General features: G+C 67.9%; 14 protein-coding genes. 7 read left to right on the top strand and 7 right to left on the bottom strand.

What is annotated here, in order from left to right; all coding sequences use genetic code 11:
• Nucleotides 1-150: 150 nt before the first annotated feature.
• Nucleotides 151-459 carry a hypothetical protein gene (locus V6S85_RS13440; RefSeq protein ID WP_116488902.1) on the bottom strand — a complete coding sequence of 103 codons (309 nt, stop codon included), beginning with the start codon at nt 457-459 and terminating at the stop codon, nt 151-153.
• A 122-nt stretch (nt 460-581) separates the two neighbouring features.
• Here V6S85_RS13440 and V6S85_RS13435 point away from each other — a divergent pair, with 122 nt between their 5' ends.
• Nucleotides 582-1,019, top strand: coding sequence for a BLUF domain-containing protein (locus V6S85_RS13435; RefSeq protein ID WP_116567636.1), 438 nt, complete (start codon nt 582-584; stop codon nt 1,017-1,019).
• Between the two features lie 58 nt (nt 1,020-1,077).
• Here V6S85_RS13435 and clpA read toward each other — a convergent pair whose 3' ends face one another.
• The 5 genes from clpA to V6S85_RS13405 form a co-directional block, all read right to left on the bottom strand.
• Entirely contained in the window at nt 1,078-3,399 is a 2,322-nt protein-coding gene (clpA, locus tag V6S85_RS13430) for an ATP-dependent Clp protease ATP-binding subunit ClpA (protein ID WP_116567638.1), read from the bottom strand.
• 11 nt (nt 3,400-3,410) lie between these two features.
• Entirely contained in the window at nt 3,411-3,740 is a 330-nt protein-coding gene (clpS, locus tag V6S85_RS13425) for an ATP-dependent Clp protease adapter ClpS (RefSeq protein ID WP_101715544.1), read from the bottom strand.
• A gap of 403 nt (nt 3,741-4,143) precedes the next feature.
• On the bottom strand, nt 4,144-4,935 hold the full coding sequence (locus V6S85_RS13415; RefSeq protein ID WP_116488899.1) for a TrmH family RNA methyltransferase: 792 nt from the start codon (nt 4,933-4,935) through the stop codon (nt 4,144-4,146).
• 7 nt (nt 4,936-4,942) lie between these two features.
• On the bottom strand, nt 4,943-5,854 hold the full coding sequence (locus V6S85_RS13410; protein WP_334349186.1) for a class I SAM-dependent methyltransferase: 912 nt from the start codon (nt 5,852-5,854) through the stop codon (nt 4,943-4,945).
• A gap of 17 nt (nt 5,855-5,871) precedes the next feature.
• Complete coding sequence (locus V6S85_RS13405) at nt 5,872-7,284, bottom strand: glycosyltransferase (RefSeq protein ID WP_334349185.1); 1,413 nt, start codon at nt 7,282-7,284, stop codon at nt 5,872-5,874.
• A 165-nt stretch (nt 7,285-7,449) separates the two neighbouring features.
• Between V6S85_RS13405 and V6S85_RS13400 the strand changes: the two genes are divergently transcribed.
• The 6 genes from V6S85_RS13400 to V6S85_RS13375 all read left to right on the top strand — a co-directional run bounded on the left by V6S85_RS13400 (nt 7,450) and on the right by V6S85_RS13375 (nt 14,235).
• Nucleotides 7,450-8,088, top strand: coding sequence for a TetR/AcrR family transcriptional regulator (locus V6S85_RS13400; protein ID WP_116567644.1), 639 nt, complete (start codon nt 7,450-7,452; stop codon nt 8,086-8,088).
• Nucleotides 8,089-8,233: 145 nt separating this feature from the next.
• Nucleotides 8,234-9,517, top strand: coding sequence for an alginate export family protein (locus V6S85_RS13395; protein ID WP_334349184.1), 1,284 nt, complete (start codon nt 8,234-8,236; stop codon nt 9,515-9,517).
• A gap of 299 nt (nt 9,518-9,816) precedes the next feature.
• Nucleotides 9,817-11,199, top strand: coding sequence for an alginate export family protein (locus tag V6S85_RS13390; RefSeq protein ID WP_334349183.1), 1,383 nt, complete (start codon nt 9,817-9,819; stop codon nt 11,197-11,199).
• 8 nt (nt 11,200-11,207) lie between these two features.
• Nucleotides 11,208-12,500, top strand: a complete 1,293-nt coding sequence (locus V6S85_RS13385) for a CmpA/NrtA family ABC transporter substrate-binding protein (RefSeq protein ID WP_334349182.1) — start codon at nt 11,208-11,210, stop codon at nt 12,498-12,500.
• A 14-nt stretch (nt 12,501-12,514) separates the two neighbouring features.
• On the top strand, nt 12,515-13,435 hold the full coding sequence (gene ntrB / locus V6S85_RS13380; protein ID WP_334349181.1) for a nitrate ABC transporter permease: 921 nt from the start codon (nt 12,515-12,517) through the stop codon (nt 13,433-13,435).
• Between the two features lie 14 nt (nt 13,436-13,449).
• Nucleotides 13,450-14,235: an ABC transporter ATP-binding protein gene (locus V6S85_RS13375; protein ID WP_116567652.1), complete on the top strand. Its 786-nt coding sequence runs from the start codon at nt 13,450-13,452 to the stop codon at nt 14,233-14,235.
• 150 nt (nt 14,236-14,385) lie between these two features.
• Here V6S85_RS13375 and V6S85_RS13370 read toward each other — a convergent pair whose 3' ends face one another.
• Nucleotides 14,386-15,027: a GntR family transcriptional regulator gene (locus V6S85_RS13370; RefSeq protein ID WP_116567654.1), complete on the bottom strand. Its 642-nt coding sequence runs from the start codon at nt 15,025-15,027 to the stop codon at nt 14,386-14,388.
• Nucleotides 15,028-15,159: the final 132 nt, after the last annotated feature.

The raw sequence follows: 15,159 nt of genomic DNA, 5'->3' as shown, positions 1-15,159 counted from the left end.
GCGCGTCAGGGGCAGGGGCGGGATTTCTCGCGCTCTCACGGGCCCGCAGCGACGCGAGGTCCCGGCGCCCCGGCTTTGCGTGGCCTGGGTGATAAGCTTGTAAGCCGTTGAAAATCAGGGCGACGCGATCGGCGGTGGTTGGCGCGCCCGCTAAGGCAGCAGCTTGATCAGCGCGGTCGAGATCGACACCAGCACCGCCATGCCGCCCAGCAGCGCCCAGCCCTGGAGCCGGATCTTCTCACTGAGATCGGCGCGGATGCGGGCCTCGGTGAGGGCGATCTCGCTTTTGAGCTCAGTCTTGGTCGCCAGAAGCTCCGAGCGGGTGGCGAGGTCGGAAATGTCGGGAAGCATCGTCGTCTGCTGCACCAGTTCCACGACGGCTTCGGCCGCGCGCGCCTCCATCCCCGCTTCACGCAGGCGCTTTGAAGCGCTCAGGGTGTCGAAAGGGATGTTGCTCATGAACTCACGCTACTCGTTCGTTCTCGTTTTGTCTAAATCCTTCGCGTGAGCCGGGGCGAACCTTTCCGGCCTCGAGGCTTTCCACAGAAGGCCCAGCTTCGACGGCCGGCGAAGGACAGCGAATGACCGATACCCTGGCCCGGCGAGGGCTCTACCGCCTGGTCTATGCCAGCCGGGCGACCGATCCGGCGGCCATCGACGAGACGCTGCGGGCGGTGGTCGCCAAGTCGATCCAGAACAATCGCATCGACGACATCACCGGTTTCCTGGCGGCGGGAGAGGGGCGGTTCCTGCAAGTGCTGGAGGGGCCGGGCCAGACGGTCGCGCAGGCCTATGAGCGCATCGGCGCTGATCCTCGCCACGACGAGATCGTGCTGATCGCCGACGGTCCGGCCGAGCGTCGCCTCTTCACCGACTGGAACATGGGCCAGCGGCGCCTGGAGGCGCAGGACGCCTCGGCGCTGTCGGAGGTGGGGTTGGAGCATTTCACGCCCGCCGGCCTGGACGAGGAGCGGGCCATCCGCCTGCTGTCGCTGCTGGGCGCCCGCCACCTGCGCTAGCCAAGGAAAAAGGCCCGGATCGCTCCGGGCCTTCTCCAGTCTCAAGCGGCTCTTGGCCTTATTCGGCCAGGGCCGGCTCCTCGGCGTCGTCCGACTTGCCGGACTTGCCTTCGGCGGCGCTTTCGATCTCGAAGCCGATCTTGCCGTTCTCGAGCACCACCTTGACGTGGCCCCCGCGGACGAGGCGGCCAAACAGGATGTCGTCGGCCAGCGGCTTCTTGATGTGCTCCTGGATGACCCGGGCCAGCGGACGGGCGCCGTAGAGCTCGTCGAAGCCGTTCTTGGCCAGCCAGTCGGCCGCGTCGTCGGCCAGCTCGATCGTGATGTTGCGGTCGGCGAGTTGCGCCTCCAGCTGCATGACGAACTTCTGGACGACCTGGCGGATGATCTCCGGCGTCAGCGGCTTGAAGGCCACCGTCGCGTCCAGGCGGTTGCGGAACTCCGGCGTGAACAGGCGCTTGAGGGCGGCCTCTTCCTCGCCTTCGACCTTGGAGCGGCCGAAGCCGATCGACTGCCGCTGGGCGTCCGAAGCGCCCGCGTTGGTGGTCATGATCAGGACCACGTTGCGGAAGTCGACCTTCTTGCCGTTGCTGTCGGTCAGGGTGCCGTTGTCCATCACCTGCAGCAGGATGTTGTAGACATCCCCGTGCGCCTTCTCGATCTCGTCGAGCAGGACCACGGCGTGCGGGTGCTGGTCGACCGCGTCGGTCAGCTGACCGCCCTGGTCGAAGCCGACATAGCCGGGAGGGGCGCCGATCAGGCGGCTCACGGTATGGCGTTCCATGTATTCCGACATGTCGAAGCGCAGCATCTCGATGCCGAGCGTCAAGGCCAGTTGCTTGGCCGCTTCGGTCTTGCCGACGCCGGTCGGGCCGCTGAACAGATACGAGCCGATCGGCTTGTTCGGTTCGCGCAGGCCGGCGCGGGCCAGCTTCATGGCGGCCGACAGCTGGGTCAGGGCTTCGTCCTGGCCGAACACCGCGCGCTTCAGGTCGGTCTCGAGTTCCTTGAGGGCCTCGGTGTCCGACTTGCTGACCGACTTCGGCGGGATACGGGCGATCTTGGCGACGACCGCCTCGATCTCCTTGACGCCGATGGTCTTCTTGCGGCGGCTTTCCGGCAGCAGCATCTGGCCCGCGCCCGCCTCGTCGATCACGTCGATCGCCTTGTCGGGCAGCTTGCGGTCGGTGATGTACTTGGCCGACAGCTCCACCGCGACCTTCAGGGCCTCGGCGGTGTACTTCAGCTTGTGGAAGTCCTCGTAGTAGGTCTTCAGGCCCTTGAGGATCTTGATGGTGTCTTCCACCGTCGGCTCGTTCACGTCGATCTTCTGGAAGCGACGGACGAGCGCCCGGTCCTTCTCGAAGTGCTGGCGGAACTCCTTGTAGGTGGTCGAGCCCATGCAGCGCAGGGTGCCCGAGGCCAGGGCGGGCTTCAGCAGGTTGGACGCGTCCATCGCCCCGCCGCTGGTCGCGCCGGCGCCGATGACGGTGTGGATCTCGTCGATGAACAGCACCGCGTTCGGGTGGTTCTCGAGCTCCTTGACCACCTGCTTGACGCGTTCCTCGAAGTCGCCGCGATAGCGGGTGCCGGCCAGCAGCGCGCCCATGTCGAGCGAGTAGATGGTGGCTTCCGCCAGGACTTCGGGAACCTGGTGGGTGATGATCTTGCGCGCCAGGCCTTCGGCGATGGCGGTCTTGCCGACGCCGGGGTCGCCGACGAGCAGCGGGTTGTTCTTGGTGCGGCGGCACAGGATCTGGATCGCGCGTTCCACTTCGTTCGCGCGGCCGATCAGCGGGTCGACCTTGCCCTGGCGGGCCTTTTCGTTGAGGTCGACGCAGTAGGCCTCGAGGGCCTCGCCGCCGGTCTTGGTGTTGGGCTTTTCCTGGTCTTCCTCGACCGCGGTCGCGCCCTTGGCGGCCTTGGGTTCGGAAGCGCCGGCCTTCTTGGCGATGCCGTGGGCGATGAAGTTCACCGCGTCGTACCGCGTCATGTCCTGCTCCTGCAGGAAGTAGGCGGCGTGGCTCTCGCGTTCGGAGAAGATGGCGACCAGGACGTTGGCGCCGGTCACTTCCTCGCGGCCGGACGACTGGACGTGGATCACGGCGCGCTGGATCACGCGCTGGAAGCCCGCCGTGGGCTTGGCGTCCTCGTCGTCGTCGACCACCAGGGACGACAGTTCGACGTCGAGATAGTTGACCAGGCTCTTCTTCAGAGCGGCCAGGTCCACGTCGCAGGCGCGCATTACGCCGGCGGCGTCGTCGTCGTCGGTAAGCGACAACAGCAGGTGCTCGAGGGTCGCGTACTCATGCTTTCGCTGATTGGCGTACGCGACGGCGCGATGCAGGGATTCTTCGAGAGGACGCGAAAAAGAGGGCAAGGGGAGGCTCCTCAATCCTTTTCCATGGTGCACTGCAGCGGGTGCTGATGTCTGCGGGCTGAGTCGATCACTTGAGCGACCTTGGTCTCTGCGACTTCGTAAGTGAATACGCCGCAGACCCCGACGCCGTTCTGGTGAACGTGCAACATGATCCGTGTCGCGTCTTCGCGCGACTTGTTGAAGAACCGTTCGAGCACGTAAACGACGAACTCCATGGGGGTGTAGTCGTCGTTCAGGATCAGTACGCGATAAAGCGAGGGCTTCTGCGTCTTCGGCTTCACTTCCGTGACGACCGAAGAGCCCGCGCCGTTATTCTGTCCGCCTTGCTTTCGCTCGGCCATCGACCGCTTTCTCCCGGCGGGAAGCAAATCACCCGCCTTCATGAATTAGATATGGAAAAGCGGCGGCTTTGGAAGAGGCCGCCGCCCGACTGCGCCGCTTTAGCACAGGGGCGCCATCGAAATCGGCTTCACGTTTGGGAGAGCGGCGAAGGTGGCCTGTGCGTTCCCGCGGCGAGGCTGCGAAATGGTGTGCGGCGCGTTGTCGCGCAAGGGGGCGGGGGAGTGCTTGTTCCTTCTCCCCTTGCGGGAGAAGGTGTCGGCGAGAGCCGACGGATGAGGGGTCTCTCAGACGGCCTGACACAGCGCCCAGCCGTTCAGTTTCGCTGTGGCGCCGTTCATCGACCCCTCACCCGACCCGCTTCGCGGGCCACCCTCTCCCGCAAGGGGAGAGGGGATCGGGAAGTCAGCCCGTCACCGTGTAGATCATGATCCCGGTGGCCACCGACAGGTTCAGGCTGTCAGCGCGGCCGCGCATGGGGATCTTGACGTTGACGTCGCAGGCGGCGGCCAGTTCCGGCGGCAGGCCCTGCTGCTCATTGCCCATCAGGATCAGCGACGGCTTCACGTAGTCGGCGCTCTTGTGGTCGACCGTGGCGGTCAGCAGGGTGCCGACCACGCTGCCGGGCCATTCCTCGCGCCAGGCCAGGAACTCCTGCACGCTGGCCTTGGCGATCTTCACGGCGAAGACCGAGCCCATGGTCGCGCGCACGCCTTCCACCGAATAGGGATCGACGCAGTCGCCGACCAGGATCACCCCGCCGGCGCCGGCCGCGTCGGCCGTGCGGATGATGGTGCCGAGGTTGCCCGGATCGCGAACGGCTTGGAGAGCCACCCAGCAGTCGGCGCTTTGCGGCACGATGGCCGACAGCGGCGTGTAGACTTGGCGGAAGACGCCGACCACCGCTTGGGGATTGTCGCGGCGCGAGACCTTTTCCAGGATCTCGCGGTTGACCTCTATGACCTCGCCGCCAGCCGCGGCGCAGGCCTTGGCGGCCTTCTGCAACATCGGATGGTCGGCGGCGTCGGGGCCGTACATCAGGATCTTGGGCGCGTGGCCGCAGTCGATCGCCTCGATGACGATCTTCAGGCCCTCGGCGAGGAACAGGCCGCTGTCCTCGCGCTCCTTGCGCATGTGCAGGGCGCGGACGGCTTTCACCGTGGCGTTGGTCAGCGAGGTGACGGTCTTGACGCTCATGTCTGTCTCAGGCCTCCGACGACCAGCGGGCGAAGAACGACAGGCCGATCTGGCGGTCGCCCTTGTCTTCCACGAGGGACAGCTCGCCCCAGTCGATGACGCCGGCGCGTCCGTCCAGCGCCTGGGCCAGCAGGCCCGACATGGCCGCGCCCGAGACACGGGCCGCATAGGCGTTCATCAGCAGGAAGTCGGCGTCTTCCGCCAGCAGCGCCGCGCAGTCGGCGGCCAGGGCCGGCAGGTCCTCGAACAGGCGCCAGACCTCGCCGTCGGGGCCGCGGCCGAACTTCGGCGGGTCGAGAATGACGCCGTCATAGACGTTGCCGCGCCGCACTTCTCGGGCGACGAAGCGGCGGGCGTCCTCGACGATCCAGCGGATCGGCTTGTCGGCCAGGCCTGCGAAGGCGGCGTTCTCGCGCGCGAAGCCGACCGACTTCTTGGAGGCGTCGACATGGGTGACGTGGGCCCCGGCGGCGGCGCAGACCAGGCTGGCCACGCCGGTGTAGCCGAACAGGTTCAGGATCTTGGGCTGGCGGCCGCGGGCCTTGGCGAAGGCGCGCACGCGCTCGTCCTGCCAGGCCCAGTTGGCGGCCTGCTCTGGGAAGAAGGCCAGGTGGCGGAACGGCGTGAACTGGCCGTGGAACTTCGCCTCGCCCCAGGCCAGGTCGAACTTCTCGATCGGCTTGCCGCGGAAGCGCCAGCGGCCGGCCTCGTCCTCGTCGGACGGGTCGAACACGGCGTCGGCCTCGTCCCAGGCGCTGGCCGGCAGGCGCGGTTCCCAGAAGCACTGCGGCTCGGGGCGGACGACGGTGTAGCGGCCGTAGCGCTCAAGCTTCTTGCCGCGCCCGCTGTCGAGCAGGGCGTAGTCGGCCCAGCCGGTGGTGCGCATGACGAGGGGAGAGGCGGCGATGGTCGGGTGCATGGCCTCGCCATACGCGCTCAGGCCAAGCGTCGTCCAGCCCGAGGCGTATGCGGGGTCTTGTCCCAGTGGTGCGGGCGGCGCACAAACTGCCATAGCGCATGGCATCCGGCCCATCCCTGCAACAGCCAGATCAGCGGCAGGCCCAGCAGGTCCAGCGCCTTGGCCGACCCGCCCGCGCGCCGTCTTCCGACCACGGCGGCGATGGCCGACCCGCTCCAGGCGTAGGTGAAGAGCACCAGGCCCGGCCCGTCGATCACGGCATGGCCGTCTGGCGCCAGGTCCAGCAGGATCATCAGGACGACGCCTGCGAAGATCGGCGCATGCAGATGCGTCGAGACCAGCGATAGGAAGAGGGTCAGGAACAACGCCAGGGCCACGCGTGGTCGCCGGGCGGCGGGACCGCGCAGATGCACCAGCAGGGTCGCCAGGTGTCCCTTGATCCAGCGCGCTCGCTGCGGACGCCAGGCCTTCCAGGTGGTCGGGGCGGTCTCCAGAGTCGGCCGGGCGATGACGTCGAGCGCGTAGCCGGCGGCGGCCAGCCGGAAGCCGACGTCGGCGTCCTCGGTCACGTTGAAGGCGTCCCAGCCGCCGACGGCTTTCAAGGCCGCGACCGCGAAGTGGTTGCTGGTGCCGCCCAGCGGAAAGGCCAACCGCCAGCGGGCCAGCGCCGGCAGCAGCACCTCGAAGTGGGCGGCGTACTCCTGCTGGAACTGGCGGGGCAGAAGCCCCGATATGGCCGGGATCTCGATGCGCAGCGGCGCCTGCAGGCAGGCCAGGGCCGCCGGTCCCGCGGCGAAGCAGGCGGCGGCCTCTCGCAACTGGCCCGGATCGGGCGCGTCCTCGGCGTCGTAGATGACCAGGATCTCGCCCCGGGCCCGCTCCAGGGCGTGGTTGCAGGCCCTGGGCTTGGTCTTGGGGCCGCCCGGCGGCACGATCAGCACCTGGACGAAGGCGGGCAGGTCGAGGGCGTGAAAAGCCGCGATGGTCTCGGCGTCGTCGGCCTCCAGCACGATCAGGGCCTGCAGGCGGTCGCGCGGATAGTCCAGGCGGTCGAGGCTGGCGACCAGCTCGGCGGCGACGGAGGCTTCCTTGTAGAGCGGCGCCAGCAACGTGTAGGCGGGCAGGGCGTGATCGGGGAGGGGCGGGGCCGCGTTCACGCGGCGAGGCGTGAGGGCCGCGACCAGCCGCAGCGTCGCCAGCAGCGCGAAGAGAGCCAGGCCCGACCATCGTAGAACTTCGAGCGTTGGGCCGGGCGCGAGCGCAATCGCAACGCACAGCCCGAGGCCGGCCAAGGCCAACATGACGCCCTGCGCCTGGCTCAGCCGCCGATGCGCGCCGTCGGCGATCGGAAGCGGCGAGACCCGTGGCGGATCGGGCAGGACGGCATGGTCCAGCCCATCGACGTGCAGCCGCCGTTCCTCGCGCGCCATGTCGCCCCCTCAGCTTGGCCTCATCGGCGGGAGCGACTCGATTAATTCAACTATAAAGTGTCAAACGGAAAAATACGCGTTCTACGTAAAACGGTGTTCCGCTTGTCGGGTCTGGGTGATTCCCGTTTAGTGTCAGGTCGGGGAAGAGGGAGGAAGTACCGTATCGTGACCGTCGCGTTGAAGAAGCCGCCCAGGTCCGCCCGCAAGCCCAAGGGCGACGGCCACATGCGCCGGGGCGAGATCCTGGCCGCCGCCGAGAAGATCTTCATCGCCGAGGGCTACGCCGGGGCGACGATCCGCAAGATCGCCGACGCCGTGGGCGTGTCCTCGACCGCGCTCTACATGCACTTCCGCGACAAGGACCAGATCCTGCTGGAGATCGGCAAGGAGGCCATCGAGAAGCTGCTGTCGATCAACGTCGCCCTGTCGCAGGAGCCGATCGACGCGGTGGAGAAGGTGCGGCGCATGCTCGACGCCTACATGCGCTTCGCCTTCGAGAACCCCAATACCTACCAGCTGGTGTTCTGCGGCTCGAACGAGGCGATCTCGGTGGAGAAGCAACAGGCGGTGTCCGACCTCGGCGACCGCTGCTTCGACGAGTTCAGCGGCCCGATCCGCGAGATCGCCGCCGCCGGCCGGCTGAAGACCGGCACTGCCGAGAGCGCCGCCCAGGTGCTGTGGGCCGCCTGCCACGGCATCGTCTCGCTGGTCATCACCAAGCCCAGCCGCAACTGGGCGCCGGCCGAGGAACTGATGCAGGTCACGCTGGACGGGGTGATGCACGGCCTGATCGCCGAGAGGTAGCGCCGGGCGCGGGCGAGTGACAAACGGTCGCACCCGCCGAATTTCCCCGCGTGGCCAGAAGCTTAGCTGGTCCTCGCAAATACAACATCGTTCGATGGCGCGATGGTGGTAGCGGGTTAACTCTTGGGCCCTAGAGCCCCGCCGCATGAGCAGACTTCATGTTGTGTGTGCGGGCCTCGTGGTCCTGGCCTGGGCGAGCGGTGCGAACGCCCAGGAGGCGTCCCTGCTGGACGCGGTCAAGGCCGGCAAGCCGCTGCTGGAGATCCGCGCCCGATACGAGCGCTACGACCAGACCAAGACCGCCACCCTGCGCAACAACGCCGAGGGCACGACGGTGCGCACGCGCTTTGGCTGGGAGACCGGCGCCTGGCATGATGTGAAGGCCCTGATCGAGTTCGACGACGTCCGTCGCGTGGGCCCCGAGCATTTCGCCATCACCACCCCGGGCGTCTCCACGCCCCTGAACGGCGCCGACAAGGCCCGCTTCCCGGCGATCAACGATCCCAACGTCACCGAGGTGAACCGCGCCCAGCTGCAATGGACGCCGTCCAAGGCGCTGCAACTGACGGCCGGCCGCCAGAAGATCCAGTTCGACGACCAGCGCTTCGTGGCCGCCGCCGCCTGGCGCCAGGACGAGCAGACCTATGACGGCCTGCGCGCCGATCTGTCGCTCAGCCGCTTCAAGGGAACCTATGTCTACGTCACCCGGGTCAACCGGGCGCTCGGCGAGCGGCGCGACTGGGACAGCGACAGCCATTTCGTCAACGCCAGCTGGACGTTCTCCGAGGCGCTCAAGGCCACGGGCTTCGTCTACGCCCTGGATTTCTCGGACTCGCCGCTCAACACCTCGATCACCAAGGGCGTGCGTGGCGCGGGCAAGGCCAAGGCCGGACCCTACACCCTGACCTATTCCGGCGGCTTCGCCCGCCAGAGCGACTATCACCGCGCCACCGCCGACTACGAACTCGACTATCTGGGCGGCGAGATCGCGGCCACGCGCGGGATCTATACGGCTCAGCTGGGCTATCACACGCTGGAAGGCGACGGCGCGCGGGGCTTCGGCGCGCCGCTGGGCGCGGCCCACGGCTTCTACGGCTGGGCCGACGCCTGGTCGTCGCTGGGCGGCAACAAGAGCTTCTCCGACGGCCTCGACGACCTGAACTTCACCGTCACGCTGAAGCCGAAGATCAAGGTGCGCAACTTCTCCAGCCCCGAGCTGCTGGTCCGCTATCACGACTTCGACGACGACCGGACGGGCGCCGACCTCGGCCACGAGTGGAACGCCCAACTGACGGCGACCATCGCCCCGAAGCTTTCAGCCCAGCTGAAGTACGCCGGATTCGACCGGGTAACGAGCGTGCCGACCGGTACTCCGGCGCCGCCCGCCTCGCGCAAGAAGGTGTGGTTCACCCTCGAGTACAAGCTCTGAACTCCTCCGTGAGGGGAGGATGGCGCCCGGTTTACGGGCACCGCCCAAGCTTTGGGCGCCGTGCTGCTGCGCAAAAACAGGCGCCGCACCTGCGAAACGACCGATAACGACGGTTTGTCGATTGCCGTTCCCCGGTGGTCGATGCGTCCCTGATCACGACACGCGGGGCAACGACGTTCCGCGACGGGCCGCAAGGCCCTGACGCCGACGATGGGGTCGGCGACTGTTTTGGACAACGACGTCCGGAGGGGGCTCGCGCCCTCGCCGGGCGTTTTTTTTTGGCCTTAAGGGGAAGAGGCATGAAGACGACGAGGGCCGGGCTGACGCTCGGCGCTGGGCTCGCGGCGCTGCTGTGGGCATCGGGAACGCACGCTCAGACGACAACGCAAACCGCGCCGCCGGCCGTCGAGTCGCCGGTCGCTGAAGTGGAGGCCGTCGCCGAGGCGGCCGAACCGCCGCCGCCGCCCGCGCCGCCGCCGACCTTCAGCGACCAGATGCTGGCCGGCAAGCCGATCTTCGAGGTGCGGGCGCGCTACGAGACCGTCGACCAGGCCAATCTGCGCGAGCGGGCCAACGCCTACACGGTGCGCACCCGGCTCGGCTGGGAGACCGGCGACTTTCACGGCCTCAAGGGCCTGATCGAGTTCGAGGACGTCCGCCAGATCGGCCCCGAGCACTACGCCGTCAACGTGCCCGGCGCGACCACGCCGCCGCTGAACGGCGCCGACAAGGCCCGCTATCCGATCGTCAACGATCCTGACGTCACCGAGGTCAACCGCGCCCAGGTGACCTGGACGCCAAGCGCCGCGCTGCAAGTCACGGCCGGCCGCCAGCGCATCGTGCTCGACGACCAGCGCTTCGTCGGCGGCGTGGCCTGGCGTCAGGACGAGCAGACCTTCGATGGCCTCCGCGCCGACTTCGCGGCGGGCCGGGTGAAGGGGACCTACGCCTACATCACCCACGTCAACCGCATCCTGGGCGAACTGCGCGACTGGGACAGCGACAGCCACCTGCTCAACGTCACCTGGTCGCCGGCCGAAGCGCTGCGCCTGCAGGGCTTCGTCTACGCGCTGGATTTCGGCAATTCGGCGATCAATTCGTCGATCACCAAGGGCGCCAAGGCCTCGGGCAAGACCTGGCTGGGCCTCTACCAGGTGGCCTATGGCGCGACCTTCGCCCGCCAGAGCGACTGGCACGGCAACACCGCGAGCTATGACCTGGACTATTGGGCCGGCGAGGTGGCCGGGACCTTCGACATCTACACCGCCCGCCTGGCCTACGAGCAGCTGGAGGGCGACGGCACACGCGGCTTCACCACGCCGCTGGGCACGGTCCACGCCTTCAACGGCTGGTCGGACTCCTGGGTCTCGCCGGGCGGCAACAAGAGCTTCGCCGACGGCCTGAAGGACCTGAACTTCGGTCTCAACGTCAAGCCTCGCTTCAAGAAGACCTACTTCTTCAACAGCGACCTGCTGGTCCGCTACCACGACTTCGACGACCAGCGCACCGGCGCCGACCTCGGCCACGAGTGGGAGGTCCAGCTGACCGCGGCGATCACGCCCAAGCTCTCCCTCTTACTGAAGTACGCCGACTTCCAGCGCGAGACGACCGTGCCGGCCGGGACCCTGGCCCCGCCCGCCTCGCGGACCAAGGCCTGGTTCTCCCTCGAATACAAGCTGTGAGCCCGATCATGACCAAGACCGACAAGACCGCTCTCCAGCAGGGCGTTTCCCGCCGCAGCGCCCTGATCGGGGCCGCCGCCACCATGGCCGCCGTCAAGGCCGCGTTCCCGGCCGGGGCCCATGCGGCCGGCGCGGGGCCCGAGACCGCCAAGGCGCGCCTTGGCTTCATCGCCCTGACTGACAGCTCGCCGCTGATCATCGCCAAGGAGCGCGGCTTCTTCGCCAAGCACGGCCTGCCCGACGTCGAGGTGGTCAAGCAGGCCTCGTGGGCCGCCACGCGCGACAACCTGGTGCTGGGCTCGGGCGGCGGCGGCATCGACGGGGCGCACATCCTCTCGCCCATGCCGCTGCAGTTTTCCCTGGGCGTCCAGACCGGCGGCAAGCCGCTGCCGATGTACGTGCTGGCCCGCCTCAACACCAACGGCCAGGCGATCTCGGTCGGCAACGACCTGAAGGCGGTGAAGGTGGGCTTGAGCGCCGCCGGCGCCAAGGCCAAGTTCGCCCAACTGAAGGCCTCGGGCAACATCGCCAAGGTCGCCATGACCTTCCGCGGTGGAACCCACGACCTGTGGGTCAGGTACTGGCTGGCCGCGGCGGGCATCAATCCGGACGTCGACGTCTCGACCATCGTCATCCCGCCGCCGCAGATGGTGGCCAACCTCAAGGCCGGCACCCAGGACGCCTTCTGCGTGGGCGAGCCGTGGAACGGCCAGACCGTCAACCAGAAGATCGGCTACACCGCCACGACCACGAGCGAGCTCTGGATGAACCATCCGGAGAAGGCGCTGGGCATGCGGGCCGACTGGGTGGACCGCTATCCACGCGCCGCCCAGGCCCTGACCGCCGCCGTGCTGGAGGCCCAGATGTGGTGCGACAAGCCGGCCAACAAGGCGGCCATGTGCTCCATCGTCTCGGGCCGGCAGTACATCAACGTGCCGATGGGCGACATCCTGCCCCGCCAGCAGGGCGTCATCGACTATGGCGACGGCCGCAAGGTCACGGGCTCGCCGCACGTCATGAAGTTCTGGGCCGACAACGCCAGCTTCCCCTTCAAGTCGCACGACCTGTGGTTCGTCACCGAGAACATCCGCTGGGGCGTGATCGGGCAGGGGGTCAACAAGCAGGCCCTCGTGAACAAGGTCAATCGCGCCGACATCTGGCGCGCCGCCGCCAAGAGCATCGGCCAGAGCGGTCCGGCCGGCGACAGCCGCGGCCCCGAGCGGTTCTTCGACGGCAAGGTGTTCGATCCGGCCAATCCGGGCGCGTACCTCGCCAGCCAGCCCATCAAGAAGCTCGTTTGAGGAAAGGACCCGCCATGACCTATCCCAAGCCCGACTTCGCCGAGGCCGCGCCCGTCGCGGCCCCCGCGACGGTCCCGCCGCCGGCAACGGCGTCGGCGACGGCGGCCGCGCCGGCCGCTCCGAAGATCCCCGGAGCGGCCGGCCTCGGTCGGAAGGCGGGGGCGGTCGCCGCCGCCGTCGTCCCGCCGGCCCTGACCCTGCTGGTGGTGATGGCGCTGTGGCAGGGGCTTTGCGGCGACTCCTACGAGGGCCTGCCGTCGCCTTCGCGGATCTGGCTGGAGTCCAGGGAGCTGATCGTCGATCCGTTCTACGACCGGGGCGGGGTCGACAAGGGCCTGTTCTGGCATGTGCTGACCAGCCTCAAGCGGGTGGCCTTCGGCTTCTCGATCTCGGCGGTGGTCGGGATCGGCCTGGGCGTGCTGATCGGCGCCAACCGCTGGGCGCATCGGGGCCTGGATCCGATCTTCCAGGTGCTGCGCACGGTGCCGCCCCTGGCCTGGCTGCCGATCTCGCTGGCGGCCTTTCACGAGGCCAACCCGTCGGCCCTGTTCGTGATCTTCATCACCTCGATCTGGCCGATCATCATCAATACCGCGGTCGGGGTGCGCAACATCCCCGAGGACTACCGCAACGTCGCCCGCGTGCTGCGGCTGTCGCCGATCGAATACTTCTTCAAGATCCTGCTGCCCTCGACCACGCCCTACATCTTCACGGGCCTGCGCATCGGGGTGGGCATGAGCTGGCTGGCCATCGTCGCCTCGGAAATGCTGCTGGGCGGCGTCGGCGTCGGCTTCTTCATCTGGGACCAGTACAACGCCTCGCGCATCTCCGACATCGTCGTGGCCCTGGCGTGGGTGGGCCTGACGGGCTTTGCCCTAGACCGCATCGTCGCCCTGCTGGGCCGCATCGTGTCGCGCGGCAACGCCGCGGGCTGAAAAGGAGAAACATCATGGGCAAGGCCTATCTCTCTATCGAGAACCTCGGCGTCACCTTCGGGCACGGCCCGGGCGCCTCCGAAGTGCTGCGCGGCGTCGAACTTCAGGTGGCCAAGGGCGAGTTCGTCTCGATCATCGGCCATTCGGGTTGCGGCAAGTCCACCCTGCTGAACGTGGTGGCGGGCCTCGTGCCGGCCACCACGGGTGCGGTGATCCTCGACCGCGAGGCCGTCAGCGCGCCGGGGCCGGAACGGGCGGTGGTGTTCCAGAACCACTCGCTGCTGCCATGGCTGTCGGTGCGCGAGAACGTGCAACTGGCGGTCGACAAGGTGTTCGCCGGCAAGAAGTCGGCGGCCGAGCGCCGCGACTGGACGATGCACAATCTCGACCTCGTCAAGATGACCCACGCCACGGACAAGCGGCCGTCCGAGATCTCCGGCGGCATGAAGCAGCGGGTCGGCATCGCCCGGGCGCTGGCCATGCAGCCCAAGGTGCTGCTGCTGGACGAGCCGTTCGGTGCGCTGGACGCCCTGACCCGCGCCCACCTGCAGGACAGCGTCATGGAGATCCAGGCAACGCTCAACAACACCGTGTTGATGGTCACCCACGACGTTGACGAGGCGGTGCTGCTGTCGGACCGCATCGTGATGATGACCAACGGCCCGCGCGCCACGATCGGGCAGGTGCGCCCCATCGACCTGGCCCGCCCGCGCGATCGCCTGGCCGTGGCCGAGGACGCGGCTTACGTCCACGCCCGGGCGGCGGTGATCGAGTTCCTGTACGCGCGGCGGGCGGCTTAGGGTGGGGTGGCATTCAAGGTTCGGGCGTGGTCCTCGTCCTTCGACAAGCTCAGGATGAGGACCATTTACAGGCCTAGCTCGTAGAAAAACCTCATCCTGAGCCTGTCGAAGGACGAGGTTTTCGTCTCAGATCTCAGATGTCGATCTGGCTTAGGCCGTCAGCTGCTGGCGCAGGTCAGCCAGGGTGCCCTCGATGTGCTCGGCGAGCAGCGTTTCCACCCGCGTCGCGTCGCCGGCCTTCCAGGCGTCGAGGATGGCGCGGTGCTCGCGGCTGGCGCGTTCGTCGCGGCCAAAGGGCTCCAGGTGGATGCGCACATAGCGCTCCGACAGGATCTGAAGCCGCTCGACCAGCTGGCTGGTGATGTGGCCGCCGGGCCGGACCAGGGCCATGTGGAAGGCGCGGTTGCAGGTCACGGGGTCGCCCTGCGGCTTGCCGAGTTCCGCCTCCAGCGCCGCCAGCGCCGTCTCGGCCCGGGCGTGGTCGTCGGGAACCGCGTTCAGGGCGGCCTCGGCCGCCGCGCCCGGCTCCAGCTTCAGGCGCAGGGCGAAGACCTCGCTGGCCTCCTGCGTCGAGGCCTGGCGCACCACGTAGCCCTTGTTGGGATAGGAGCTCAGCAGGCCGTCCTGTTCCAGCCGGCCCAGGGCCTCGCGCAGCGGGATCTTCGACACCCCCAGCTCGGCGGCGATGGTGTCCTGCCTCACCGCCGTTCCTGGCGGCATGTCGCCCGTCAGGATCCTCCGTCTCACGATCTCGTAGGTCTGATCGGACAGGGTGCGGACGACGATACTCATGCGCTGTGAACTGAGCCCCAATTCGGCGCCCCCGCGCCGAGACGGCCCGTATACCAGAATATCCCGAGCCTCGGATTAAACCTCAGACATATCGAGGCGCGGGGAAAGCCGGCTAGGATGTATCCGCGCTAT

It is taken from the genome of Caulobacter sp. CCNWLW153 (genome assembly GCF_036889365.1).
GTDB lineage: Bacteria > Pseudomonadota > Alphaproteobacteria > Caulobacterales > Caulobacteraceae > Caulobacter > Caulobacter radicis.
The sequence above is the reverse complement of the archived record's forward strand: the minus strand, read 5'-3'. Positions and strand labels throughout refer to the sequence as shown.